Source organism: Acinetobacter sp. ANC 3903, assembly GCF_002135315.1.
Lineage (GTDB): Bacteria > Pseudomonadota > Gammaproteobacteria > Pseudomonadales > Moraxellaceae > Acinetobacter.
This window is the reverse complement of sequence record NZ_NEGA01000015.1, coordinates 64978-90440: the sequence shown is the minus strand read 5'-3', so window position 1 is coordinate 90440 and position 25463 is coordinate 64978. Positions and strand designations below refer to the sequence as shown.

Annotated in this window: 20 protein-coding genes; 8 read left to right on the top strand and 12 right to left on the bottom strand. The window is 42.7% G+C overall.

What is annotated here, in order from left to right; translation table 11 throughout:
- On the bottom strand, window positions 1–106 hold a 106-nt coding region (locus B9T29_RS16190), incomplete at its 3' end, for a transposase (RefSeq protein ID WP_143223891.1).
- A gap of 195 nt (window positions 107–301) precedes the next feature.
- Between B9T29_RS16190 and B9T29_RS12430 the strand changes: the two genes are divergently transcribed.
- The gene (locus B9T29_RS12430) at window positions 302–673 is read left to right on the top strand and encodes a hypothetical protein (protein ID WP_228146605.1); all 372 of its coding nucleotides are present in this window, start codon (window positions 302–304) and stop codon (window positions 671–673) included.
- Between the two features lie 165 nt (window positions 674–838).
- Here the strand turns inward: B9T29_RS12430 and metH are convergent, their stop codons facing one another.
- On the bottom strand, window positions 839–4528 hold the full coding sequence (metH, locus tag B9T29_RS12425; RefSeq protein ID WP_086176227.1) for a methionine synthase: 3690 nt from the start codon (window positions 4526–4528) through the stop codon (window positions 839–841).
- Between the two features lie 469 nt (window positions 4529–4997).
- On the opposite strand from metH, the gene B9T29_RS12420 reads away from it, so the two are divergent.
- Window positions 4998–6617, top strand: a complete 1620-nt coding sequence (locus B9T29_RS12420; protein WP_086176226.1) for an inorganic phosphate transporter — start codon at window positions 4998–5000, stop codon at window positions 6615–6617.
- Window positions 6618–6835: 218 nt separating this feature from the next.
- On the opposite strand, the gene B9T29_RS12415 is transcribed toward B9T29_RS12420, so the two are convergent.
- Window positions 6836–8386 (bottom strand): hypothetical protein, encoded by a 1551-nt coding sequence (locus tag B9T29_RS12415; protein ID WP_086176225.1) that lies wholly within the window; start codon window positions 8384–8386, stop codon window positions 6836–6838.
- A 237-nt stretch (window positions 8387–8623) separates the two neighbouring features.
- A complete protein-coding gene (locus B9T29_RS12410; protein ID WP_086176224.1) occupies window positions 8624–9241 on the bottom strand; it encodes a rhomboid family intramembrane serine protease in 618 nt (205 codons plus the stop codon).
- A gap of 158 nt (window positions 9242–9399) precedes the next feature.
- On the opposite strand from B9T29_RS12410, the gene nfuA reads away from it, so the two are divergent.
- The gene (gene nfuA, locus B9T29_RS12405) at window positions 9400–10038 is read left to right on the top strand and encodes a Fe-S biogenesis protein NfuA (protein ID WP_086176223.1); all 639 of its coding nucleotides are present in this window, start codon (window positions 9400–9402) and stop codon (window positions 10036–10038) included.
- A gap of 52 nt (window positions 10039–10090) precedes the next feature.
- On the opposite strand, the gene B9T29_RS12400 is transcribed toward nfuA, so the two are convergent.
- Together B9T29_RS12400 and B9T29_RS12395 are read right to left on the bottom strand one after the other, a co-directional pair.
- On the bottom strand, window positions 10091–11098 hold the full coding sequence (locus B9T29_RS12400; RefSeq protein WP_086176222.1) for a hypothetical protein: 1008 nt from the start codon (window positions 11096–11098) through the stop codon (window positions 10091–10093).
- 16 nt (window positions 11099–11114) lie between these two features.
- Window positions 11115–12143 (bottom strand): alpha/beta fold hydrolase, encoded by a 1029-nt coding sequence (locus tag B9T29_RS12395; protein WP_086176221.1) that lies wholly within the window; start codon window positions 12141–12143, stop codon window positions 11115–11117.
- Window positions 12144–12445: 302 nt separating this feature from the next.
- Between B9T29_RS12395 and B9T29_RS12390 the strand changes: the two genes are divergently transcribed.
- On the top strand, window positions 12446–13060 hold the full coding sequence (locus B9T29_RS12390) for a carbonic anhydrase (RefSeq protein WP_086176220.1): 615 nt from the start codon (window positions 12446–12448) through the stop codon (window positions 13058–13060).
- 34 nt (window positions 13061–13094) lie between these two features.
- Here the strand turns inward: B9T29_RS12390 and B9T29_RS12385 are convergent, their stop codons facing one another.
- Window positions 13095–13679 (bottom strand): arylesterase, encoded by a 585-nt coding sequence (locus tag B9T29_RS12385; RefSeq protein ID WP_416202493.1) that lies wholly within the window; start codon window positions 13677–13679, stop codon window positions 13095–13097.
- Between the two features lie 56 nt (window positions 13680–13735).
- Between B9T29_RS12385 and B9T29_RS12380 the strand changes: the two genes are divergently transcribed.
- A complete protein-coding gene (locus B9T29_RS12380; RefSeq protein ID WP_086176218.1) occupies window positions 13736–14464 on the top strand; it encodes an ABC transporter ATP-binding protein in 729 nt (242 codons plus the stop codon).
- Window position 14465: 1 nt separating this feature from the next.
- Window positions 14466–16946 (top strand): ABC transporter permease, encoded by a 2481-nt coding sequence (locus B9T29_RS12375; RefSeq protein ID WP_086176217.1) that lies wholly within the window; start codon window positions 14466–14468, stop codon window positions 16944–16946.
- Window positions 16947–17348: 402 nt separating this feature from the next.
- Here the strand turns inward: B9T29_RS12375 and B9T29_RS12370 are convergent, their stop codons facing one another.
- On the bottom strand, window positions 17349–18161 hold the full coding sequence (locus tag B9T29_RS12370) for a rhomboid family intramembrane serine protease (RefSeq protein WP_086176216.1): 813 nt from the start codon (window positions 18159–18161) through the stop codon (window positions 17349–17351).
- 79 nt (window positions 18162–18240) lie between these two features.
- On the opposite strand from B9T29_RS12370, the gene mtgA reads away from it, so the two are divergent.
- Window positions 18241–18915 carry a monofunctional biosynthetic peptidoglycan transglycosylase gene (gene mtgA, locus B9T29_RS12365; protein WP_086176215.1) on the top strand — a complete coding sequence of 225 codons (675 nt, stop codon included), beginning with the start codon at window positions 18241–18243 and terminating at the stop codon, window positions 18913–18915.
- Window positions 18916–19030: 115 nt separating this feature from the next.
- Window positions 19031–21112 carry a polyphosphate kinase 1 gene (gene ppk1, locus B9T29_RS12360; RefSeq protein ID WP_086176214.1) on the top strand — a complete coding sequence of 694 codons (2082 nt, stop codon included), beginning with the start codon at window positions 19031–19033 and terminating at the stop codon, window positions 21110–21112.
- A 56-nt stretch (window positions 21113–21168) separates the two neighbouring features.
- Here ppk1 and B9T29_RS12355 read toward each other — a convergent pair whose 3' ends face one another.
- The 4 genes from B9T29_RS12355 to B9T29_RS12340 form a co-directional block, all read right to left on the bottom strand.
- Entirely contained in the window at window positions 21169–21651 is a 483-nt protein-coding gene (locus tag B9T29_RS12355) for a response regulator (RefSeq protein ID WP_143223890.1), read from the bottom strand.
- A 670-nt stretch (window positions 21652–22321) separates the two neighbouring features.
- Window positions 22322–23227 carry a LysR family transcriptional regulator OxyR gene (gene oxyR / locus B9T29_RS12350; protein ID WP_086176212.1) on the bottom strand — a complete coding sequence of 302 codons (906 nt, stop codon included), beginning with the start codon at window positions 23225–23227 and terminating at the stop codon, window positions 22322–22324.
- Window positions 23228–23233: 6 nt separating this feature from the next.
- Window positions 23234–24178: an esterase EstB gene (estB, locus tag B9T29_RS12345; RefSeq protein ID WP_086176211.1), complete on the bottom strand. Its 945-nt coding sequence runs from the start codon at window positions 24176–24178 to the stop codon at window positions 23234–23236.
- A 55-nt stretch (window positions 24179–24233) separates the two neighbouring features.
- The gene (locus B9T29_RS12340; protein WP_086176210.1) at window positions 24234–25412 is read right to left on the bottom strand and encodes an NAD(P)/FAD-dependent oxidoreductase; all 1179 of its coding nucleotides are present in this window, start codon (window positions 25410–25412) and stop codon (window positions 24234–24236) included.
- Between the last annotated feature and the right edge of the window lie 51 nt (window positions 25413–25463).

Sequence of the window (25463 nt, the reverse complement as noted above, 5' to 3'; positions counted from 1 at the left end):
CCACATCTAAGGCACGGCAAGCATGTAAGATTGAATACCCTTGATCCAATACAAGACTAGCAGCTTCGAGTTTAAACTCTGGAGTAAATGTACGTCTTGGTTTCATAAGCACCTCATTGGTGAATCTATTATCACCTAATTTGGTGTCCAGCTTTATTAAACCACTACACTGAGTACTATTTCTAGAAAGGTTAAATGTTATGAAGTTGAAACTATTCTAAAAGATACAAACCCATTGGATATAAATAGTAAAAAAGTCTGTAATAGTAAACTTATTATTCGTCAAAATTTTGACTCATATGTGCTGCATTCTTACTACCAAGAGTATTATAAACTTTGGGAATTTGTACAATTAGGTAGAGAAGAACAAAAAACAGAGATAGCTAGATCTTTGCGCCCAATTTTGGAAGCTTATTTAAGATTTATTTTTCCTAAAACTTTTACAGAGGATTTGTGGTTGGGAAATATGATTCCAAAAATTAGAGAAGAACAAGATATAAATAGTCCTTTATATGATAAATATGACAAATTGAAATCAATCGAGTCTATTAATGAGTTTTCTAAGGCATACCATCATGCAGATGGTTTTGATACAGGAATACAAGATATTGAATTTTTAACGTTAAAAAATTATGCCAAAGAGACTCTAATATTTATTACAGGACTAAATTAATAAAAATCCCTCCCAACCTCCCTTTTTAAAGGGCGGAGCTGTCACATAATTCAATTGATATGTGAAAGTCCCCCTTTGAAAAAGGGGGACTTAGGGGGATTCGAAGAGTTAAAATAAAAAATCCCCTCACTTGAGGGGATTTTTTTACTCTAAATTAGAGAGTTCTTAAACCACAGAATCATCCAAATTTGGCGCTAACCAGCGCTTCGCCTCATCCAGTGTCCAACCCTTACGTTTCGCATAATCCTCAAGCTGATCGCCTGCGATTTTACCCACATTAAAGTATTGGCTCTCAGGGTTTGCATAGTAGAAACCGCTGACAGATGAAGGCGGCCACATTGCAAAGCTAGAGGTCAATTGCGTACCAATCTTGTCGGTAGAACCTAACCAGTCGAACAACGGCGCTTTTTCAGAATGCTCAGGACAAGCAGGATAGCCCGGTGCAGGACGAATACCCACATACTTCTCTTTAATCAAATCTTCATTGCTTAAGGCTTCAGCTGCCTGGTTGCCCCAGAACTCTTTACGGATGCGCTCATGCAAATGCTCTGCAAAGGCTTCAGCAAAACGGTCACCCAAAGATTGCGCAAGAATGGCAGAGTAGTCATCACCTTTGGCTTTATACTCATTTGCCATTTCTTCCGCACCGAAGATCGATACAGTGAAACCGCCCAAGTAATCTTCAGCCACACCTTTAGGCGCAACAAAGTCAGCCAATGACAAGTTCGGCTTGCCAGTCACTTTGTCAGTCTGCTGACGAATATGATGGAAAGTATGCGTTACCGATTGACCATCTTCGCTGTAGACCTCAACCGAGTCAGCCGCTGAACGGTTGGCAGGGTAAATACCAAATACCGCACGCGCATCAAAACGCTTATTGTTAATAATATCTTTCAGCATTTTCTGCGCTTGTTCATACAAGTCAGTTGCTGCTTCGCCCACCACTTCATCTTTCAGGATTGCAGGGAATTTACCCGCCAAGCTCCAAGAAATGAAGAACGGTGTCCAGTCAAAATATTCAACCAAAGTTTCCAGAGGATAATTGGTGAATGTTTGCGTACCAATGAAGTTTGGTTTCACAGGTGCATTGGCTGCAAAGTCAATTTTCAAGCCATTTTCAACCGATTCTGCATAAGACAGTTTAGCTGCTTTCGGCTGTTTGTTGGCAATACGTTCACGCACTTTTTCATATTCAGCACGGGTTTCTTCAACAAACTTCCGCTTCATTTCTTTAGACAATAACGTCGTTGCAACACCCACCGCACGTGATGCATCGGCAACATAAATCACTGCATCATTTGAATATTGCGGGTCAATTTTCACGGCTGTATGTGCTTTAGAAGTGGTTGCACCACCAATCATCAACGGTACATTAAAGCCTTTACGCTGCATTTCTTTGGCAACGAAGACCATTTCATCCAAAGATGGGGTAATCAAGCCGGAAAGACCGATGATATCAACCTTCTCGTCAATTGCTGTTTGCAGAATCTTCTCGCACGGTACCATCACACCCAGGTCGATAATGTCATAACCGTTACAGCCCAGTACCACGCCAACAATGTTCTTGCCGATATCATGTACGTCGCCTTTTACGGTCGCCATCAACACTTTACCTTTAGACTGCGCGCCTGTTTTTTCCGCTTCGATGTACGGGTTTAACCAGGCCACAGCCTGTTTCATTACACGTGCAGATTTCACTACTTGCGGCAGGAACATTTTGCCCGAACCGAACAAGTCGCCAACCACGTTCATGCCGTCCATGAGCGGGCCTTCAATTACGTCCAAAGGACGTTTGGCTTTTAAGCGAGCTTCTTCGGTATCTTCGTCAATAAAGGCAGTGATACCTTTGACCAACGCATGTTCTAGACGTTTTTCTACCGGTTGATTACGCCATTCAAGATCTGCAACCTGTTTTTGTGCAGCACCTTGACCACGGTATTGTTCTGCAACTTCTAGCAGTTTTTCAGTGGCTTCCTGACCGCTTTCACCCTGGTTTTGGTTCAGGATCACGTCTTCAACCGCAGCTTTTAGCTCTGCATCGATATCATCGTAAATCGCCATTTGACCAGCATTCACGATACCCATGGTCATGCCTTGCTTGATGGCATGGTACAAGAACACCGAGTGAATTGCTTCACGCACAGGCTCATTCCCACGGAAAGAGAAGGATACGTTGGATACACCGCCAGAAATCATGGCATGTGGCAAGTTCTGCTTGATCCAGCCTGTTGCTTCAATGAAGTCCACCGCATAGTTGTTGTGTTCTTCAATCCCGGTTGCTACCGCAAATACGTTCGGGTCAAAGATGATGTCTTCAGCAGGGAAGCCAACTTCATTCACCAATACATCGTATGAACGCTTACAGATTTCACGCTTACGTGCTGCTGTGTCTGCCTGACCATCTTCATCGAAGGCCATCACAATCACGGCTGCACCGTACTGACGGCATAGGCGTGCTTTATGGACAAACTCGTCATAACCCTCTTTGAGGGAAATTGAGTTTACAACCGGTTTACCTTGTACGCATTTCAAACCTGCTTCAATGATTTCCCATTTAGAGGAGTCAATCATGATTGGCACGCGTGAAATTTCAGGTTCAGAAGCCACAAGATTCAGGAAATGCACCATCGCAGCTTGCGAATCGAGCATGCCTTCATCCATGTTGATGTCAATCACCTGTGCGCCTGCAACCACTTGTTGTAGCGCGACATCTAAAGCTTCGGCAAAGTTTTCTTCACGGATTAAACGCAGGAATTTTTTCGAACCGGTGACGTTGGTACGTTCACCAACGTTTACAAATAGGGATTCAGCAGTAATGTTAAATGGCTCTAGACCACTTAAACGGCAAGCAGGTTTGGTTTCAGGAACCTGACGCGGCTTGATGTCTTTAACTGCATTGTAAATGGCACGGATATGATCAGGCGTTGTACCACAGCAGCCGCCAGTAATGTTGATTAAGCCGCTTTCAGCGAATTCTTTAATGAAGGCCGCAGTTTCTTCCGGAGTTTCATCATAACCACCGAAGGCATTTGGCAAGCCCGCGTTTGGATGGGCAGATACAAAAGTATCGGCTACATCGGAAATGGTTTTTACGTGCGGACGCATGGCATCTGCACCCAAGGCACAGTTAAAGCCGATCGACAGTAAATCGCCATGACGGACAGAGTTCCAGAAGGCTTCTGCGGTTTGACCAGTCAAGGTACGGCCAGATGCATCGGTAATGGTGCCTGAAATCATCAATGGCAATTCATAACCAATTTGATTGAACACTTCTTTCACTGCAAAGATTGCAGCTTTACAGTTTAAGGTATCGAATACAGTTTCGATTAATAGAATGTCTGCACCACCTTCAATCAGGGCATGCGCAGCTTCAATATAGTTTTCTTTTAAAGCATCAAAAGTGATGTTACGGAAAGCAGGGTCATTAACGTTTGGCGAGATTGAACAGGTACGTGATGTTGGCCCAAGCACACCGGCAACAAAACGTGGTTTTTCTGGGGTTGAATATTTTGCACAAGCTTCTTTGGCAATACGTGCCGCTTCACGGTTAATCTCGGGAACCAGATCTTCCATGTGGTAGTCAGACATTGAAACACGTGTGCCGTTAAAGCTGTTGGTTTCAATAATGTCGGCACCAGCCTCAAGATAGGCTTCATGAATACCCTGGATGATTTGCGGTTGCGTCAACACTAAAAGGTCGTTATTGCCTTTGAGGTCAGATGCCCAGTCAGCAAAACGCTCACCACGGTAGTCAGCTTCTTCGAGTTTGTGACGCTGAATCATGGTGCCCATAGCACCGTCGATAATCAGAATCCGTTGAGCGAGCAGCTCTTTTAGGGTGGCAAGCGTGGACATAAATAACCCCAATCCGATGGAATATAAAATCGGCATATATGTTAGCAGAAATCAGTTCATTTTTACTGATATTCAGTTTATTTACTGAGCGCAATGATTGGCTTGCTGAATAAATAGTCGGCTTGAATTCAAGGCAGCCCGTTGAAAGTTTTGTAATAAATCCTTCATCAAGCTGTAATGAATATGCATCATGCTGTGTTATATGTCCGTATGACAGCGTCTGGCTGTCTGATATTTTATGCCTTGTAACATTATTGGAAATGGCTGAAGTATAAGGGGAAATTGATGAGATTTGATTATAAGTATATGATTTTTATTGTGTAAGTTGACTGTTTATCTCGGGATTCTATCGAGAAATGTGGCAAATAAAGTATGAAATATTGCTTTATATGACAGCTCTTTGTCATATAATTGTCACAATTAAATTGAACAATATGGGGGATTTAATTATCCCCTTTGAACCGTCTGCATGAATTCTAATATTCCTCCCGTCCAAGATCAGGTGCAGTCAGCACCAACGAAATCGACGAATGTGCATGTTGCTACGCCGAAATTTTTTATGCCGGTGTTTTTCACGGTTATTATTTCTACTTTAGCGTATATCGGTTTTCAGCTTTCGACCGATTTGGCGCATGTGCCAGCATTAAGTTTATATTCCGTTATTCTTTTAGCGACTGCGTTGTTAATTGCTTTAGGCTTTGAATTTGTTAATGGTTTTCATGACACGGCCAACGCAGTCGCAACTGTTATTTATACCAATGCCTTATCTGCACCTGTTGCCGTAATGTGGGCAGGCTTCTGTAATTTCCTTGGGGTGATGGTGGCAAGTGGGGCAGTAGCCTACGGCATCATTGCTTTATTACCTGTTGAACTGATTATGAATGTCGGTTCAGGCGCAGGCTTTGCCATGGTTTTTGCCATGCTGATTGCTGCGATTCTCTGGAATCTGGGTACCTGGTTTTTGGGTATTCCGGCATCGAGCTCTCATACCCTAATCGGTTCGATTTTAGGTGTGGGTATTATGAACTACCTGCTTCATTCAGGCGCTGGCGCAAGCGGCGTAGATATGGAACAGGTGATGAAAGTGGGTAAAGCACTGCTGTTTTCTCCATTGATCGGTTTTGCTTTTGCTGCTGTCCTGTTTTTACTGGTGAAAAAAATCTTCCGTAAACAGTTGGAGCTCTTTCATCCGCCTGAAGGTAACAAGCCGCCGCCACCTTTAATTCGTGCGATTTTGATTTTCACTTGTACTGGTGTGAGTTTCGCGCATGGTTCAAATGACGGTCAAAAGGGCATGGGCTTGATTATGCTGATTTTGATTGGTTGTGTACCATTGGCTTATTCTTTAAATAAGAATTTAGACAGTGCACATATTCAGTCTTTTGAGCAATTGTCTCAGCAAACGGCTACTGCTATTTATCCACAGCATGAAAATATTACGGATGCTCAGGCACGTGCTATTATTACCAAATATATTCAAACCAAAGAAGTGAACCCTGAAGTGGTCCCTGCTTTAGCGGGCTTGACAGATCATTTGGGTCAACGTGTTGCCAAATATGGTGATATTCACAATATTCCAGAGGCTGAAGTTTCTGCGATCCGTAATGATATGTATCTCAGCACGACTGCATTTAAGCGTTTAGATAAAGCTGAGCAGCTTCCTGCAATGTCAAAAGATCAAAGCAAGTTAGTTAAAGAATATCGTAAAAACCTGGATTCATTCCTGCAATACATTCCAACCTGGGTGAAAGTGGCTGTTGCCTTGGCATTAGGTCTGGGTACCATGGTGGGCTGGAAACGTATTGTGGTCACTGTAGGTGAGCGTATTGGTAAAAACCATATGACTTATGGTCAAGGCATGTCAGCCGAACTTGTGGCTATGACCACTATTGCTGCAGCAGATGGTTTGGGTATGCCTGTATCGACAACCCACGTTTTGAACAGTGCAGTCGCAGGTACCATGGTAGCCAATAAATCAGGTTTGAATTTACAAATGGTGCGTACGATTTTATCGGCATGGATCTTCACTTTACCAGCGACCATTTGTTTATCTGGTGGTTTGTACTGGTTATTCTTACAGTTCGTTTAAGACTTCTGTTTGAAACAAAAAACGCTGCAATTGCAGCGTTTTTTATGCTCATTCCTAAAGTCCTCGCCCTGACCAAGCTTAAAGTTGTGCTTTTAGTGAAAATACCAGAGAGGATGTGCGAGAGGGGGTAATTAATAAAATATTGACCTCTCCCTTGCGTACTCAGCATATATTCTGAGGATCCTCATCTCCTAGAAGAAGCGGGAAAAGTAGCGTGATTATTTCTTAAATTTACCTAACACTCGCTTAATCGGCAATTTTTCATTGGCAAAACCATAGAGTGCGGCAAAAGGCAAAGCAGTGCGGGCCAAATAAGGCACACGCCACAATCCGCCATGGTTGGCGCCTTTCATCATTAGTTCTAATGGATGACTCAACGGTGTTTCAGGGTTGGCTACCGATTCCGGATGACGCAGGTCATAAATCCATAAGGCAGCCATTAAGGCATTGGTGGTTTCAGGGCTAAACGATTCCACATCGAACAGGCTGGCACCATTGAAGGCCGCTTTCAATAACGGATTTTTGGTCACTGAATGGGTTGTAGTGGATGGGGCAATGTTAATACTGACGCGTTGTCCATAATGACGCGCCAGTGTTGCACGCCACTGCTGGATACGCTTGGCCAAGGCATAGTTTGGACCTTGCTCGACCACCAGACAGTCCGCAATGCCATATTCCTGACCGTTGTCGGAAGGAATGAGCATATGTAGGTTCTGCTGGAAAAAGCGCTTGGCGGTAACGGTTGAAATGCCTTTACTCATAAGCCGCCGGACTTTGGAACGGCATTGGAACTTGTCATAAGACGCTTCGACTACTTCCTTCGGAATGGCATAGACATCGGTTGGCGTGCACATAAACATTAAACTGGTATCGGATTTTTGCTCACTGACATATTCCATGATGCTGTCCATGGCCATGGCCACACGGACATGCTTTTCACCATCAAGATAGGCAATGGCAGCCAGGTCTAGCTGACGTTCACTCTGGCTTAACCAATGTGCAATTTCAGGGGTTTGGGTGAGTAAATCTGCGCCTAATTTTTCTTTCAGCACTGTACTTGAGGTATCTTCTGCCAATTTTTCCGTGCACGGCGCATAGAGAATGGCGTTGCCTTGCTGAATAGTGTTGAGAATTCTGTCCCACACCCGGGTATTGGGTAAATCTACGGCAATAATATTGGCTTTCCATCGTGCCAGCCAGGTCAGCGGGCCAGCTTCAGAGCCTGCACCAAATAACACCATGGTGCGGTCTGAAAGGTCAAACCATTCCGGATGCGCCTGTGCGGTACGCAAGGCATCTGCATGACTGCATTCGATAATGCCTGCATCTTGCCAGGTCTGGATTTGATCCAGTAAAGCCTGGCCTTGTAACTTTTGCCCTTTATAAGGGACATACCATTCTGGTGCAGCATCACTTTCACCTTTGAGCTGAATGGTATATAGCACTGAGGTATCGACATCTTTCATGATGTCTTTGAGTAAATAGCGTTGACCATCACGATAAAAGTCAAAGCTATGATGCGCTTTATGCAAGCCTTGTTTGGCAATGGTAATAGAGTTGTTGATGGTGCGAATACCTTGTTCTACCAAGGCTTTGAAGTAGATTGGGTAGTGCTTGCGCCAATTTTTTTCGGCAAGTGCATCCATGGATGCCTTGTTGTCCACAATAGACAGAGCTTCAGCAATAATTTCTTTGCCTGTTTGGGAGGTACTGGCTTTTTTGCTGTTGGGATTGATCGGGAATTGAAGACCATTTAATGAAGTAGACATGCAAAAGATCTCTTTTTCTTGCGCATTTATATACAGATGTCTACATTATCTATGCCAAAATGAATTGCGGGTTGGCATTTAATGACAAAATTATGTAAATATTCATTTAGAGATAGAGAATGAAAAAGGAGCATGCTGCTCCTTAACATTTGAAACATCAACAGTGCGCTGTATTGGGCAAAGGCTGCAAATTTTTTTAAGCATAAATGCAGGGTTATGCCATCATCCACAATATTCTTAGAAAGGCAATTGCATCAACTTATTCAAAAAGTGCGGAATAACACGAGGTTCAATAATAATCGTCATGATTACCCCATAAGCCGCGCCCCATAAATGTGCACTATGGTTGATGTTGGAGTTGCCGCGTTTGCCTGACCAGATGCTATAAGCCACATAAAGCACAGCAAAAATAATGGCTGGTACAGGAATAAAAAACACAAAGATCAATTTCCACGGTTCAAACAAAATATAAGCAAACAGTACTGCAGATACTGCACCAGAAGCCCCCAAACTTGCCCAGCGATGATCATTTTTATGTTTTAAGTAACTTGGAATAATCGCTGCAATCAACCCGCCCAAATAAAACAGCACAAAGCCTAAATCGTACATATATTGCCGATAAAAACTTTCAATCACGCTGCCAAAAAAGAACAGGGTAATCATGTTGAATAACAGGTGAGCCCCGTCTGCATGCACAAAACCATGGGTAATAAAACGATCATATTGTCCACGCTGCATGGCAGGAGGCCAGAAAATTAACCGGTTCATAACATTCTGGTTTGAAAAGGCAATCAGCGAGATAATAACGGTAATAAGAATCAGGGTAACGGTGTGGTTAAAAGGTAAATCCAACATAAAAGCAAGTTCTACATTTCAAAATTTATCACTCATAATGCCATTAAATGGCAGCTTAAGTGGAACTTTCACAATAAATCCGACAATTTTAGTTGAATTTCTGAAATTACCCCACATCTTCAGTTAAAATGGCAACTTCAGCTTGAGGAAATATTGTGATGTCGACTGAGAACACCAGCACTGCAGTTGCAGAAGAGATTCCAAACTTATTGATTACTCCAACTGCTCAAGAGTATTTAAAGGATTTGTTAGAAAAGCAAAACACGCCAGGCATTGGGGTGCGTGTGTTTGTGGAAAATCCTGGTACGCCACGTGCTGAATGTTGTATGGCATATAGTGCACCTGAAGAGGTTGTCCCAACTGACTATAAACAGGACTACCCGGATTTTCCTGCATTTATTGATACACCGTCTATTCCATATTTATTAGATGCGGTGATTGACTACAATAAAGACCGTTTTGGCGGTCAATTAACTTTCCGTGCACCAAATTCTAAAGTGCCACGCGTGGGGCCAGATGCATCAGTCGAAGAGCGTATTACCTATGTGCTTCAGTCTGAAATTAACCCGGGACTTGCAGGCCATGGTGGTAACTGTGCGCTGGTCGAAGTAGTAGAAGATGAAGAACACGGTTTAACTGCGGTGCTTAAGTTTGGTGGCGGCTGCCAAGGCTGTTCATCGATTGATCTGACTTTAAAACAAGGTGTGGAAACCACCTTAAAACAGCATGTTCCTGAATTGGCACGTGTGGTTGACCAAACTGACCACAGCAACACTGAAGGCGCTTATTTTAAATAAGACCCGTTCAGGTAAAAAAAGCCGCTGAATGCGGCTTTTTTATTGCAGGGATTTAAGGCTCAATCTTTAAAATATTCTGTGCTGTTTCAGCATAATAAAATTTCTCTAGATATGCTCTGGCACGGCTGCGTAAATATTCAGAGGAAATTAATTTTTGTACAATTGGCGCTAACAATTGCTGCAATTGATGTTGAATCAAGGCTTCATCAATATTCAGGTCACGTAATAACAAATCAAACGGACGTTCCTGATTACGGATGTACCAGGCATAGACACCATCATGAACTTGCTGTTTTAAATAGTCAGTCTGACGGATATGATCCCAAATTTCATGGCCCAGACTTACCGTATTGGACAGGTCCTGAACTTCAATATAATTCTTTAAAACATTTAAAGGCATATCTTTAATTTTATGCCAAAGATTGGCCTGAAAATGATAGAGCTTTTCATCATCAAAATGCTGATTTAAAACATGCTCACTCATTTGGCTCAGTTTTAAAATGTTCTTCTGCAGATAATGGGCAACCGTTTCATCCAGATTTGAATCGGTAACGGTTTCTAAAACAGATTTGCCCATTTTCATAAAACGGGATACACCAGGCACCCGTTTTGCCATGACTGAATTATCTACATAGTCTTGAATGGAATGCTGGATCAGCTGGGTAATCATGGCAGAAAAGGCAGGATTATTCACCACGGTTTTAATTAAACGCTGACGGTGAGCACTTTTGCTTGCCACATATTGAGCAATCTTGTCGATGGTTAAAACAGGAATAACATCCGCTATTTTAGTGCTGTCATTGAGCGGATGAACCAGGGCAAAGCGCACATGTTCAGTGATCTGTTCAATCAGAAAATGGCTGGCAGGCGTATCCAGAATCTGTTTTTGTAACAGCGCATTAATCTGCTCAAATGACCAGAGCTGTTGCAGCGTCTGTTTCCTAAACCATTGATAGAAATTTAGAAATTCAGTTTCAATAGTCGCAGTATGTGAAAACTCTTGTTCTAAAAATTCAAGATGAGCTTCAATTAACTGCTCAATCATTGGATGTTTCTGCATACTGTCTCGAAAAAAATTAATTGAGTGGAATAAGTTTATCCGCAAGCGGATTTTTCATTTTTTGGGTTTTGGCAAGAAAGGGTAAATAATATGCTGCTACTTCCTGCTCTGCTTCCAAAATGGGCATGTGTCCTACATTGTTGAGAATGACAGGAGCCTCAGCATGTTTCAATAACGATTTTAATTCATTTGCCACTTCAACATTAATGATTTTATCCTGCTTTCCCCAAAGAATCAGTGTCGGTGCTTCAATTGTTCGTGTCAGTCGGGCAAAGGATTCTGGCGTATAAATACGGTTCAGGGTCACCAGTTGATCAATCAGTTTGCAGTTATTTGCTGCCTGAGTAATCAGATATTTTTCTTGTGCTGACCTTAAGGCCTTGGGCAGGGTGGGCGGATTTTGCATGACCCGATGCATTACCTGTTCCAAGTCACCCGGTTTAGACACAATCAGCTGTTTAAGGTTGACAGGGTCTTTGGAATAACGGGTATTGGCCTTGGTATAAATACCTGCACTATTCAGCAAAAATAAACTTTGCGTATCAAACGGATATTGTGATGCATAGACGGTAGCAATCGATCCTCCCACAGAATGTCCTGCAACATTCAGTTTATCTTCTACATCGATGGCTTCGACAAAACGGCGCAAGCTCTCTGTCACATTGGGTACAGAATCATCAAAATCTTGCGGAGTTTTGGTTTCACCATTGTTGGGTAAGTCGGGAATCACTACATGATAGTAGGGTGTTAAAAAATGGGCCACACGATTCCAGTTATCGCGATTTCCGGCTAAGCCATGAATGAGCAGAATAGTGGGTTTCTGCTTTGAGCCGCCCTCATTATATGCCCAGCTAATCTCGCCCACTTGAATGGTTTTAGCCTTTAAACCTGCTGCATTGCGTTGCTGAAGCAGATAGTTTTGCAAATTTATTTGTTCAGTATTGGGTTTATTGCTTTGCGCCAGAGTAATACTGCTAAAACAACAGGCTGTAATAAAACAGAGCTTGCGTACAAATTGAGCAAAATTTGAACCAGACTGTGTCATTGACGATCATCCTTGAAGACTCATGACGATGATATTTTTAGGAAAAAAATATCTAATTTTAGACAGCATTTAATTTTTTTAAAATGTCTGTTGTTTATTGTAAATATTATTGAATAAATGTCACTGAATTGTTTCTTGAAGTAAGTAGCTGTGAGCTGAAAAACTGTGAGCTAAGTATTATTTTTAGGGCAAATAAAATATTTTGTAACCTTAGATATAAATTAAACAGCTATTCTTTTTGCAAGTGACTTTCAGTTTTTATGGCATTAAAATGTTGCAACTTAAAACATTGGAAGACCAGCATGCTAACAGCAGAAGAAGCTTTAGATCGTTTAAAAAAAGGGAACCAGCGTTTTGTAAATGGTGAAACGACGCACTCTACACTTATGACTCACCAGCAACGTGCTGAAATGGCAGATAACCAAGAGCCGTTTGCAATTGTTTTAGGCTGTTCAGACTCGCGTGTACCTGCCGAAATGGTGTTTGATCAAGGCTTGGGTGATCTGTTTGTCATTCGTGTTGCAGGTAATATTGTTGCGCCATCACAAGTGGGTAGCGTGGAATTTGCAGCAGAAAGCTTTAGCTGTCCAGTGGTGATTGTATTGGGGCATACACACTGTGGCGCGATCCATTCCACCATTGAAGCATTAACTAATCCAACGGCTCCACCATCTGCAAACTTGATGTCAATTGTGAACCGTGTCCGTCCTTCAGTGGAAATTTTAATGCAAACCGAACTGAAAGATGATTTGGATAAACTGTCTAAACATGCGGTACGTTCTAACGTTTTTGCATCTGTAAATCAGCTGCGTCATGGTTCTGCCGTACTGGAAAACCTGATTGCCAAAGGCAAGTTAAAAGTAGTTGGGGCAGAATACTCGCTTGAAACCGGTGAAGTGACTTTCTTCGATTTTTAAAAGAGCAGATATTTTCAAGTTCAAAAAAGGCGCTTTATAAAGCGCCTTTTATATAGGGATATACATTGTTCAATAAGATGCTTTGCGCTTGAGCAGTAGGATGCACCAGATCTGCTTGCATCAGGCTTTTCTTGCCGGCAACGCCTTCCAAAAAGAACGGCAGCAATGGTACATGATGCTGCTGACTGACAATTTTATAATTTTTTTCAAAAGCCTTGCTATAGGCTGTACCGTAATTGGGCGGAATTTTCATACCTAAAACAATCACCTTGGCATTTGCTTTGAGACTGTGCTGCACTAAAGTGGCCAGATTTTTTTGAATCAATAGCGGTGGCTGACCGCGCAAACCATCATTACCACCGACTTCAATCACCACAATATGCGGTTTATAGGTTTGCAGTAATTTGGGTAAGCGTGCCACAGCACCACTGGTGGTTTCCCCGCTGACACTGGCATTGACCACTTTATGCTGTTTCGGATACTGTTGGTCTAGACGTTTCTGTAATAATGATACCCAGCCTTGCTGTGCCTTTATGCCATAACCCGCACTAATACTGTCGCCTACAATCATAATGGTTTTAGCAGACGCTATGATTGGAGTAACACCCAGACCGAGCATGGCCAAGCAAGCAAATACAAAAGTTTTAAGATTGCGATTTTGCATATAGGGATTTTATGACCCAAGTTAATAGCGACTATTCCATCATGCCACAAGTGATTATCTCTGCACAGCAGCTTAGCCAAAAGATAAAATTTGCACAAAAAGAGCTGAGCATTTTTGAAAATCTGACTTTTGATATTCATAGCGGCGAACAGGTAGCGATTACCGGGCGTTCGGGTTCCGGCAAATCGACTTTGCTGGGTATTCTGGCGACCTTGGATCAGGCCAGCTCAGGAAAATTGAAGGTTTGCGGGCAATCAATTAGCGAATTGAATGAAGAACAGCGTGCACTGGTACGCTTAAAACATATCGGTTTTGTGTTTCAATCCTTTCAGCTGTTAGCGCATTTAACAGCGCTTGAAAATGTGATGTTACCGCTACGTTTACAGCAGAGTTTTAACTTTGCTGCTGCTGAAAAAAAGGCCTTGGCCTTGCTGAAGAAAGTGGGTTTAGAACGTCAGGCCATGCAAACCCCTAAAGTGCTTTCTGGCGGTGAACAACAACGGGTGGCTATTGCACGTGCCTTAATTAGTGATCCACAAATTATTTTTGCCGATGAGCCTACCGGTAATCTGGATACACAAACTGCCAAGGAAATTGAACAACTGCTGTTTCAGCTGAATCGTGAGTTTGGCACCACCCTGGTACTCGTGACCCATGATTCAACTTTGGCCCAGCAATGCCAACGGCATTTTGAATTGCGTGATGGTCATTTGATTGAACATGCTTCGGGAGCGGGCTGAAATGAATCCACTGTTTCGGCCCTTGCTGAGCCAAAGCTTTAAAAGCACCGGTATTTATCTGTTGATCATTGCTTTGACACTGGCGATTAGTGCAACCACGGCGCTGAAATTTAGCAATGAGCAAATTCAAAATGCCGTGGCCTTACAGGCCGCAGAAATGCTGGCAGCGGATCTGGTGCTTACAGACAATCAGCCGCTGGAAAAAAAGTGGCATGATCAGGCCGAACAATTAAAACTACGACAATCCCAAGTCACTGCATTCAGTTCAATGGCACATACCCGTGACCAGTTTGTGATGGTTAATGTCAAAGCCATCGACCAGGCATTTCCCTTGCGCGGGGAACTTCGGGTGTTGCCAATGGCCAAAACCATCCAGTCTGGTGAGGTCTGGATGAGTCCACGTGCCATGGATTTATTGCATGTAAAAGTGGGGGATAGGGTCAATATCGCGGATGGTCAGTTTAAGATCACCGCAAAAATTGAACATGATTCCAATCAGGAGCTGGGCTTTTCCGGGTTTTCACCGACGGTAATGATTTCTCAGGTTGATGTGGCGAAAACCAATGCCATTCAGGTCGGCAGTCGTGCCGAATATCGTTTATTAATGGCGGGAGAGGCACAGCAAACTAAGCAGTTTGAACAGAATTTTAAGCAACAGCAGCACGTCACATTGCCGAAAACAGCGCAAGATGCGCAAATGCTGGATGAGCAAAATAGCCTAAGATTACGCAATGCCAGCGAAAGCAATACCCGATTAATGAAGCCGATTGCCAATCTGGATACTTTCCTGCAACTGAGCAACATTCTGACCATTTTACTGTGCGGGATTGCCATTGCCTTAACCAGCCAGCGCTATGTGCAACAAAATCAGGACAATATTGCATTGATGCGCTGTATCGGTGCGACACGAGGGCAGATTCTCAATGCCTATCTGGCCTTACTGGCTGTGGTGCTGTTGGTCGCGATGCTGATTGGCAGTCTGGCTGGGGTGGCGCTAGGCTATGGTTTGTTGCAACTGATGCTGCAACTGATTCCCAATTTGCAAATGCAATTTTCTGTATGGGCGATGCTGCTGGGGCCATTACCAGTGGCCATGCTGACCAGTGCCGTGGTGTTACTGGGATTTATTGTGCCCAGTTTATGGCAATTACTCAATACCCCACCAATTCGTGTGATACGCCAGCAGGAAAAATCCGTGCAGTCGATGCTCTGGATGTTATTGATGGGCACAGCCAGCCTGGCGCTATTCAGTATCGTGCTGACAGAAAATATCGTGCTGACCGCCTGGGTGATGGGGGCGATTGTACTGCTGTGTACGCTGCTCTATTTATTGATCTGGGGTTGTTTAAAATTCATCAAAGGCCTGAAAGGAGCAATTTCGGCCTATGTGCGGGTGCCGTATCAAACGGCTTTTCAAATTACTGCCTTGGCACTCGGCCTGAGTCTGATGACGGTGTTGACCGTGTTAAGAACAGACTTGCTGGAGCGCTGGCAGCAACAATTGCCTGAAGGCACTCCCAACCAGTTTGTTTATGGCCTGCCACCCTTTGATATGCCTGCCTTTAAGGTACAGATCAAGCAGCACGGCTGGCCAAGTACGCCTTTATATCCCAATATTCGCGGTCGCCTGGTGGCCAAAAATGATCAGCCCTTTGCAGCAGAACTGGTTAAAAGTAATAACTCATTACGCCGTGAACTGAATTTAACCCAGACCACAGAATATCCAGAAGACAATAAAATTGTGCAAGGTACAGCAGTACTCAAGCATGCCGGCGAGGTATCGGTTGAAGCTAAAACCGCAGCAGAGCTGGGCATCAAAATCGGAGACCGGCTCACTTTTAGTCTGCCTGAAGGCCAGATTCAAGCCAAAGTGGTGAACCTGCGCAGTGTGGAATGGGAAAGTTTTAGTCCGAATTTTTTCTTTATTTTTGCCCCTAAAACCATGGATGAAAATGCCGGCAGCTATTTAGGCAGTTTTTACGTGCCAGAACGGGATAAAAGCCAGATGGTGTGGCTGATTCAGCAATTTTCCAACACCGTTTTTATTGATGTCAGCCTGATTCTGGATGAGGTCAAACGTTTGGTGAATGTGCTGGTACAAATTGTCAGCATTCTGGCACTGTTGGTCAGTGTTTCCGGGATCCTGGTTTTAATTGCCTGCTTAAACCTGTTGATGGATGAACGTAAACGTGAAGTGGCTTTGCTGCGATCATTTGGCAGTTCCAAACAAAAGCTCAAGCAGATGATGACCTTGGAAATTGGCTTTATGGGATTGATGGCAGGAATTGTATCCTGCCTGTTTGCAGAAGTGATCAGTGCCATTGCCAGTTATAAAATGAATCTGATCATTCAGGCCCATTGGCAAATCTGGATTATTTTACCGATACTCATGACGCTACTGTGTGCCCTGATTGGACGCTATCGTTTGAGTTATCTGTGTGATATTCCGCCACTACAAAGCTTACGCGAGATGAATCAATAGCAGATTCATCTTTTACAGTAATAGGTAAGGAGATAAAAAAGGAGCTTAGATATTTTTCATGAATTATTTTTTAAGATTCTAAGCTGTTTGTACTGCCAAAATAATCATAAATTTTGCCAGGTATTTGATTCATGAGTGTGGCATGGATGCCACACGTTTCCCATCCCTTGCGCTGTATTTTAAAGCAGTGCTTAAAACTGGCTCAGGATGTTGTGTATGGGAAACAAAAGGTTTTTCTTGCGGACTCAAAATATATTTTGAGATCCTCATTTTGACCTTTCAAAAGTAGAAAGCTTACCTACACGAAAACATAAAAATTTAAACAATCAAATGAGGTAGTGCTGAGTTAGAAAAACTAATATTGAATGTTGTGATTTATAAAAGAAGTCTATTAAAGAAAATCTAAAAATGCAGTTGTGCCCGCATGGCAGTCAATATTTGCCGCCAAACCGGTTCCAGAATCTGCACTTGTTGCATGCAGTAGGCATACAGCAGATAGCAGCTGATGATGCCCACCGCCATGCCTACTACAAAGGCCAAATTCGGTTTATGTATTCGTTGTCCCACATACCAAATTGCTGTGAGCACGGCACCCATCAGCATGCCGCCAATATGTGCAGCATTGTTAATTCCGGTCATTGTAAAGCCAATCAGCAGGTTAATACCCATAATCATCAGCAAGGTTTTCTTATCTAAAATAAAGCGCTGCTTAGGTAATAGAGGGAGTAGGGATAAAACCGTCAATGCACTGCCTATGCCCATAACTGCGCCCGATGCACCGGCACTCACGGTGGGAAGCAGGCTGGCATCATTACTTTGCAGCAGTTCAAAGGTATTATGAATATCGATCAGGCCACTGAGTAAACTGCCCATCAGGCCGGCAAGAATATAAAGACCCAGATAATAAAAGCGGCCTAAAAGCTGTTCTGCCACGCTGCCAAAAACATACAGCGCCCACATATTCAACATTAAATGAATCAGGCCAAAATGAAAAAACATGCTGCTAAACAGGCGGGTGGGTTCCTCTAAAAAGGTTAAAGGTGCATAATCAGCTCCCCAATGAATAGCATCCACCAGGCTTGGAGCAGTAATATTGACTCCGCTCAGGACTTGCCAGAGAAACAAACCGACATTGATGGCAATAAAAACTGCTGTCAGCCACCAAAGCTGGATATCGAGTTTGCTTTGAATGGGAGGGGGAGAAAGTTTGGCCATGCTATTCTTTTATAATCTTTGCTATATTCAGCCTCAAGCTTAGCACGAAAAAAACAGATTTTTGGAGTAACTCACTGACATGAAAGCTTTTATTGTTCGTAGTTTGTTAATACTTGTCAGTTTGGTGCTTTTGGTTCAACTTTGGATTTTTGCAAGTTTAATGTGGTGGCGAACCCATCCGGTCGATACCACCATGATGATGCGTCTTGATTACTGGTCCGACTCTTCGAAACCGATTCAACACCAATGGCGTGATTATGATCAAATCAGTGATTATATGAAACATGCCGTGGTTGCTGCGGAAGACGGGAAATTTTTGCAGCATAAAGGTTTTGACTGGGAAGGCATGCAATTCGCCTTGGAACGCAATAAAGATAAGGGCAAAGTGGTTGCGGGTGGTTCAACCATTTCTCAGCAATTGGCCAAAAACCTGTTTTTATACAATAAGCGTTCATTCTTGCGTAAGGGACAGGAAGCAGTTGCAACCTGGATGATGGAACGGATGTGGTCAAAACAGCGCATTCTGGAAGTGTATCTGAACTCGGTCGAGTTCGGTGACAATATTTATGGGATAGAAGCGGCAACCCGACATTATTTTGGCAAGAGCTCTAAAAATTTATCGCGTGAACAGGCGGCATTTATCGCTGCCATTTTACCCAACCCTAAATATTATCAAGATCATCGTGATGATAGAAAACTGCAATATCGTAAACGTATGATTCAAAAATATATGCGCTACAGCCATATTCCCTAATTTAGGATTTATTTTAAAAAAGCCCAGTGATTTGGGTTTTTTTTATGAAATTGTCATAAATTTGAAGCATACTTATGAAGATACGGACTACTTTCGAATAATCACAGGTTAGGGTATGAATACGGCTGCTAATACGACTCCGGCGCAAATAGAATATGCATATAATGATCGCTACATTAATCGTGAGCTTTCTATTCTCGACTTCCATTTGCGGGTATTGGAACAAGCGGTCGATCCTTTACATCCTTTGCTTGACCGGATGAATTTCCTGCTTATTTTTTCCCGTAATCTGGATGAATTTTTTGAAATTCGTGTTGCCGGGATGATGGAGCAACTGGATTTAGGTAATGAGAGCCATACCCCGGACGGTCTAACGCCTAAGCAGGTGCTGGACAGTATTTCCAAAACTGCCCATGATGCGATTGAGCGCCAATACCGTATTTTAAATGAAGAAATTCTACCGAAACTGCGTGAAGAAGACATCTGTTTCTTGCGCCGTGGAGAACTCACACCTGCTCAATCTGCCTGGATTAAAAAGTATTTTCAAGAGCAAGTCGCTCCTGTACTGACCCCAATCAGCCTTGATCCGGCCCATCCTTTCCCGCGTTTGGTGAACAAAAGCCTAAACTTTATTGTCACGCTGGAAGGTAAGGATGCCTTTGGTCGTCAGATTGATTTGGCTGTAGTTCCTGCACCGCGTTCATTGCCGCGTGTAGTACGCTTACCGGATGAACTCACTGATGGCAAAGAGCATCATGTGATGTTATCCGCCATTATTCATGAGCATGTTTCAGATTTATTCCCCGGTATGACGGCGACAGGTTGCTATCAATTCCGTGTTACGCGTAATGCAGATTTAGCTTTAAATGAAGATGTCGAAGATTTAGCCAAAGCTTTAAAAGGTGAGTTGAACTCGCGCCGTTTTGGCCGTGCAGTACGCTTGGAAGTGACTCAGAATTGTCCCGAACATATCTACGAATATTTGCTGGATGAATTCGATCTCGACAAAGAACAGCTTTACAAGGTAGCAGGTCCGGTAAACCTTGCCCGTTTATTGTCGAATTTTAAACGTCCACATTTACGTTATGATTCACATACACCGATTATTCCTAAAGTCCTGAAAAAATCTGAAAATATTTTTTCTGCCATGCAGAAGCAGGATATTTTACTCCATCATCCCTTTGAATCCTTTGCCCCAGTGATTAATTTGCTGCGTGAAGCAGCACGTGATCCGCAAGTGCTCGCGATCAAGCAAACTTTGTACCGTAGTGGAGCAGATTCTGAAATTGTACAGGTCTTGGCAGAAGCAGCACGTAATGGCAAGGAAGTGACGGCCGTGATTGAACTCCGTGCCCGTTTTGATGAAGAATCCAATATTGAAGTGGCCAATGTACTGCAAGAAGCCGGGGCGGTGGTGGTATATGGAATTGTCGGTTATAAAACCCATGCCAAAATGATTCTGGTGGTACGCCGTGAAAACAATAAGCTGGTGCGCTATGTGCATTTGGGTACCGGTAACTATCATGCCGGTAATGCCCGTATCTATACTGATTATGGCTTATTAACCACAGATAAAGAATTGTGTGAAGATGTGCACCGCATTTTTCAGGAACTGACCGGTATGGGGAAAATGGCAAAACTGAAGAAGTTATTGCATGCTCCTTTTACCCTGCACGCACAGCTGGTTAATTTTATTGATGATGAAATTGCCAATGCCAAAGCCGGTAAACCTGCGCAAATTATTGTCAAGGTCAATGCCTTAACGGAAATGCAGCTGATTAATAAATTATACGAAGCCTCTCAAGCCGGGGTGAAAATTGATTTAATTATTCGTTCTATCTGCTGCCTACGTCCTGGTTTGGCAGGTTTGTCGGAAAATATTCGGGTACGTTCCATTGTCGGACGTTTCCTTGAACATACTCGTGTCTATTACTTCTTAAATGGTGGTGACAGTCGGATTTACTGTTCAAGTGCGGACTGGATGGACCGTAACCTGTTCAACCGAGTGGAAGCATGTTTCCCGGTTGAAGACTCAGCATTGAAAAAACGCATTTACCAACAAGGTTTACTGAATTATTTAAAAGATAACCAGCAAGCATGGTTGCTGCAAAGTGATGGCACCTGGTTACGTGCGCAAGTCGCTGAAGGGGAAGCAGCACATAATGCACAGCGGATATTATTAGAGATGATCAAATAATTTAGACCAGCCTTGGTAACATCAAATCAAGGAGTCTTTGGACTCCTTGATTGTTTTTAATCTACGGACAAATCCTCCAGCTCGGATTTGTTTTCACTATATTGAGTCTGACGAGACAAAATATATTGGGCCAAATTGTGATGAAGAGGAGCACCTCCACGTAGAATACTTTTAATGTTATTGATCATTTCTGCTTCAGTATGATGATGAAAAACATAGCCTTGTGTACCCGACTGAATGGCATCGAAGAGTAATGTGGTGTGCTGTTCAGTTAATATTGCAATTACATAGCTATCTGCATGGATTTGTTTCAGCTGTTTTATAAAGCGTAGCTTTGCTGGGGAGTTCAGTTCCAGATCAATAAAAATCATGTTGGGCAAATGCTGTTGCAACCATGCTTCAGCTTCGGCAAGATTTTGGGTGCTGATCATTAATTCTGTCGGATAGCCCAATCCCATTAGAATCATGTCTAATCTATGCTTAAAAGCAGGTTGATCCTCGATCATCATGATGGGAACGGGTAATGTTAGTTCACCCACAAGATTGTACTCACACTGGATTTGTATTTTATCTGGTCACTTTGCTATAAAATCAATGAAACGACTATCCCCAAACTAGTGAATTTATACAATTAAAGTAAATTTAAGTATCTGTACAATAAATATATTTAAATAAAAATTACTTTTATTATGATCTGGTTGTTATCGAGTTGTTTTTTGTTCAAAATAAATTCGTTTTATATAAAAATTAAAAAAATCCCTAATTACAGTGATACTAAAAGTAATTTTAACCGTTTAGTCTAAAGGCACTTTTTATGAGTTTTATTAAAAAATGCTATTCCAACGCTAAGGAATATAATATTTTACCTTTCATGGTTTATTCATCTAGATCAGCCATTTTTTGAATTTTTTATTCTATTTTTAGGCTAAAAATACCTATTATCAGGGATATAAAGCACATAAACAGTGACCTAAAATAAGTTCACTTCTTGCAAGCTCCTTAGTAAAGAAGTATGCAAGTTGTCGAAGAAAGAAAGATTTCTCATTTCATCCATGTATGAGAGGTTGTGCATTTGCTTCAAATCAGGTTTATTCGAGTGGTAAACCTTTTTTATGAAAAAAATAGGGCATGACATTGGAAAATGAGCCTGGATACTTTTATTCGAGCATAAAAAAAGGAGCGGTTGCTCCTTTTCATCGACTGAATCTTTTAATGAGGATTTTGCGTGATTTTTTGCAAAATCTGCAGCAGTACATCGAACTCGCTTTGTAGTGGCGTACTCTTACGTGTCAGCAAGGCGAGGGTGCGACTTGGCGCTGCTTCTATCGGTTTCACCACTAGATCTGGATTGGCTTTAATCATATTGGTATGAAGTGCAATTTCAGGAAGCAGGGTAAAGCCCAAGTCTGAAGAAACCATTTCTACCAATGTAGGTAATGAACTTGCTTTTAAGCGATGATCATTTTTACGCTCACCTATTGGGCAGGCACTTAATACATGATTGCGTAAGCAATGGCCTTCTTCAAGTAATACTAAGCGGGATAAATCCAGATCATCTAAACTGCGGGCATTCTGGGCATTCTGGTCAGCTTTATGGTAAACCAAATACAAGCTTTCTTTTGAAATCTCGGTAACTTTTAAACCACGCGTGTCAAAAGGCAATGCCAACACGATCATGTCTAAATTGCCGTGTTCTAGTTTTTCGACAATTTTTTCACTTTGTGCTTCGTGCAAGTGCAGCTGAATTTTAGGAAGCTGCTTATGCACTTCATCTAGAAGTTGCGACAAAATAAAAGGTGCAATCGTAGGGATAATCCCTAAATGCAAATCACCCGTTAACGGTTCGCTCATTTCACGACTTAAACGCATCAGGTCTTGTGCATCTGCCAATAGAACACGGGCTCGGGCAACAACCTGTTCGCCAAGCGGAGTTAAACGTACATTTTGGCGGTCGCGTTCAACGAGGACTCCACCTAGCAAACGCTCTAATTCCATGATCCCGCCTGATAAAGTCGACTGGGTCACAAATGAACGGCGCGCAGCTTCAGTAAAATGCAGCGTTTCAGACAGTGTAACGAGGTATGACAGCTGTCTTAAAGATGGTAATGCAGCCATAGTGTCCTAATGTTTTGATTTAAAGTGATCAGCAAATAATCCGCTAAGATAGGGAATAAAATGTGGTGGGATATCATGCCCCATTCCATCAATTAATTCAAATTTCGCATCAGTAATTGCCTTTGCAACTGCTTTGCCATGACTCGGTGGCAGTAAACGATCACGAGAGCCATGTACCACCAGGGTAGGTTGCTGAATTTGCTTACTCAATTGTAGCAAAGAACCTGTACATAATATTGCTAAAAACTGTTGAAGTACACCCGCTGGATAATAACTTCGTCGATATAATTTGCGCGCAGTCTGAATAATTTCCAGTTGGTTGATGTATCCAGGGGAACCAATAATGTTAAATACTTTTACGCTATGATTCACAATGCCTTCTTCGTCAGTCGATTCAGGTCTGCCAATCAGGCTAAACAGCTGCTTAGGAAAAGGCGGCGGTAACAATGGTTGGTTGTTGCTGGTAAACATTAAGCCTAAGTTGCTGACTTTCTGCGGATGTTTGGCTGCCAGAATCTGTGCAATCATGCCGCCCATGGAAGCGCCAATCACAGAGACTTGTTCCAGTCCCAAATGATCAATCAGTAGCGCGGCATCTTCTGCCATATCATATAAGTTATAAGGTGCACCCTGATTTTCCAGACCTAAGACAAAACGACCCATTAATTTCAAGGTGTTGAGTCGTGGGCCTGAATGACGGATTTTAGAGGATAAACCAATATCGCGGTTGTCATAACGAATTACCCGATAACCCTGATCAATCAGTGATTTGCAAAAAAAATCAGGCCAAAACAACATTTGCGCACCTAAACCCATAATCAGCATGATGGCAGGATGTTCAGGATTTCCACCCATTTCAACATGCAGTTCAACACCATTACCTAAGTTGACTTTAGTTTCATGCATAAATGAAGTATAGGGAGAGCCGGTAAAATTGAGTGCGCTATTCATTGTTGTTTTCCTAAAAAAGGACATTTTGTTGAAAAAATGTCCTTGTATTAAAACCTTAAACTGCAGCAGGAATCAAGTCAGGAACTTGCTTGGTCAAAGCTAAACGCTGCTTTGCTGCAGTAGCGCCCAATAAGACAAAACCACGCAAGGTGTTTTGATTGTCCAAGGCTTTGGCAATCATGCCATCTTCAAGTTCTTCAGTTTCCCAAGTGACTTCAACGTCTACAGGTGCAGGAAGTACCGTCAGAGGAGCCGCAGGCGTTTTTACCGCAACTGGCATCGCTGGATAGTGAACATGGGTTTTTTCACCGTTCAAGGTTTTAGCTAAAGCGCGGGCTTGTTGCATGATGGGCATCACATAAGGCAACAACAAACCATTCACTTCAGCACAGTCGCCAATCGCATAGATATCAGGCTGACTGGTTTCCAGATGACTATTGGTCAAAATGCCGCGACTGCAATGAATATCCGCAGTTTTCGCTAATTCCAGACTTGGGTGTAAACCAATCGCAGAAAGCACAATGTCGGCAACCACCGAATGACCATTGGCTAATGTAATTTGATAATCGCCATTTTCAACTTTCAGTACTTTTTCAACGGTAGTACCCAGTTCAAAGTGAATACCAATATCTTCAAGTTTTTCCTGGAAGGATGTTGCAACATGGCCTGGCAATAAGCGACCCAAAGGTTGAGGTGCCAAATCAATCACGATCACTTTGTGGTCGGTATTTTGCAGGTCATTGGCAAATTCGCAGCCAATCAGACCGGCACCCAGAATCACCACACGTTTGTCGTGATGTTGATCCAGATTCTTACGGAATGCCTTGTAGTCCTCTAAATTGTTGACCACATGAATGTCATCACTGCCATCACCTGCAATGGCTACGCGAACCGGATGAGCACCCACCGCAAGAACCAGCTTGGCATAAGGCTGAATACTTTGTTGGCCATCTTTTTCTAAAATAAGCTGATGTTGGGCTGCTTGAATTTCTTTTACCCAGGTATTGGTTTCAATACGCATATTCAGTTGCGTTGCCATTTTAGCTGCATCGCCCAAGGCAATTTGCTCAGGTGCCTTGTTGCCGACTAAGGCATTTGAAAGCGTCGGTTTGGCATAGTTTACCGCATCATCTGCACAGATCATGACCAGCTCATGCTCGGGATTAAGCTTGCGAAATTCACGTGCTGCGGTATAGCCGGCCATACCAGAACCAATGATGACGATAGGATGCATATTATTCTCCAGACTGTTTTTCTTTAATAAGACGTAAAAAAAGACCATTCA

Bases quoted from the DNA above. Each gene is read 5' to 3' on its own strand.
- metH (WP_086176227.1), bottom strand. From the start codon at position 4,528: ATGTCCACGCTTGCCACCCTAAAAGAGCTGCTCGCTCAACGGATTCTG.
- B9T29_RS12420 (WP_086176226.1), top strand. From the start codon at position 4,998: ATGAATTCTAATATTCCTCCCGTCCAAGATCAGGTGCAGTCAGCACCA.
- B9T29_RS12415 (WP_086176225.1), bottom strand. From the start codon at position 8,386: ATGTCTACTTCATTAAATGGTCTTCAATTCCCGATCAATCCCAACAGC.
- B9T29_RS12410 (WP_086176224.1), bottom strand. From the start codon at position 9,241: ATGTTGGATTTACCTTTTAACCACACCGTTACCCTGATTCTTATTACC.
- nfuA (WP_086176223.1), top strand. From the start codon at position 9,400: ATGTCGACTGAGAACACCAGCACTGCAGTTGCAGAAGAGATTCCAAAC.
- B9T29_RS12400 (WP_086176222.1), bottom strand. From the start codon at position 11,098: ATGCAGAAACATCCAATGATTGAGCAGTTAATTGAAGCTCATCTTGAA.
- B9T29_RS12395 (WP_086176221.1), bottom strand. From the start codon at position 12,143: ATGACACAGTCTGGTTCAAATTTTGCTCAATTTGTACGCAAGCTCTGT.
- B9T29_RS12390 (WP_086176220.1), top strand. From the start codon at position 12,446: ATGCTAACAGCAGAAGAAGCTTTAGATCGTTTAAAAAAAGGGAACCAG.
- B9T29_RS12385 (WP_416202493.1), bottom strand. From the start codon at position 13,679: ATGCTCGGTCTGGGTGTTACTCCAATCATAGCGTCTGCTAAAACCATT.
- B9T29_RS12380 (WP_086176218.1), top strand. From the start codon at position 13,736: ATGACCCAAGTTAATAGCGACTATTCCATCATGCCACAAGTGATTATC.
- B9T29_RS12375 (WP_086176217.1), top strand. From the start codon at position 14,466: ATGAATCCACTGTTTCGGCCCTTGCTGAGCCAAAGCTTTAAAAGCACC.
- B9T29_RS12370 (WP_086176216.1), bottom strand. From the start codon at position 18,161: ATGGCCAAACTTTCTCCCCCTCCCATTCAAAGCAAACTCGATATCCAG.
- mtgA (WP_086176215.1), top strand. From the start codon at position 18,241: ATGAAAGCTTTTATTGTTCGTAGTTTGTTAATACTTGTCAGTTTGGTG.
- ppk1 (WP_086176214.1), top strand. From the start codon at position 19,031: ATGAATACGGCTGCTAATACGACTCCGGCGCAAATAGAATATGCATAT.
- oxyR (WP_086176212.1), bottom strand. From the start codon at position 23,227: ATGGCTGCATTACCATCTTTAAGACAGCTGTCATACCTCGTTACACTG.
- estB (WP_086176211.1), bottom strand. From the start codon at position 24,178: ATGAATAGCGCACTCAATTTTACCGGCTCTCCCTATACTTCATTTATG.
- B9T29_RS12340 (WP_086176210.1), bottom strand. From the start codon at position 25,412: ATGCATCCTATCGTCATCATTGGTTCTGGTATGGCCGGCTATACCGCA.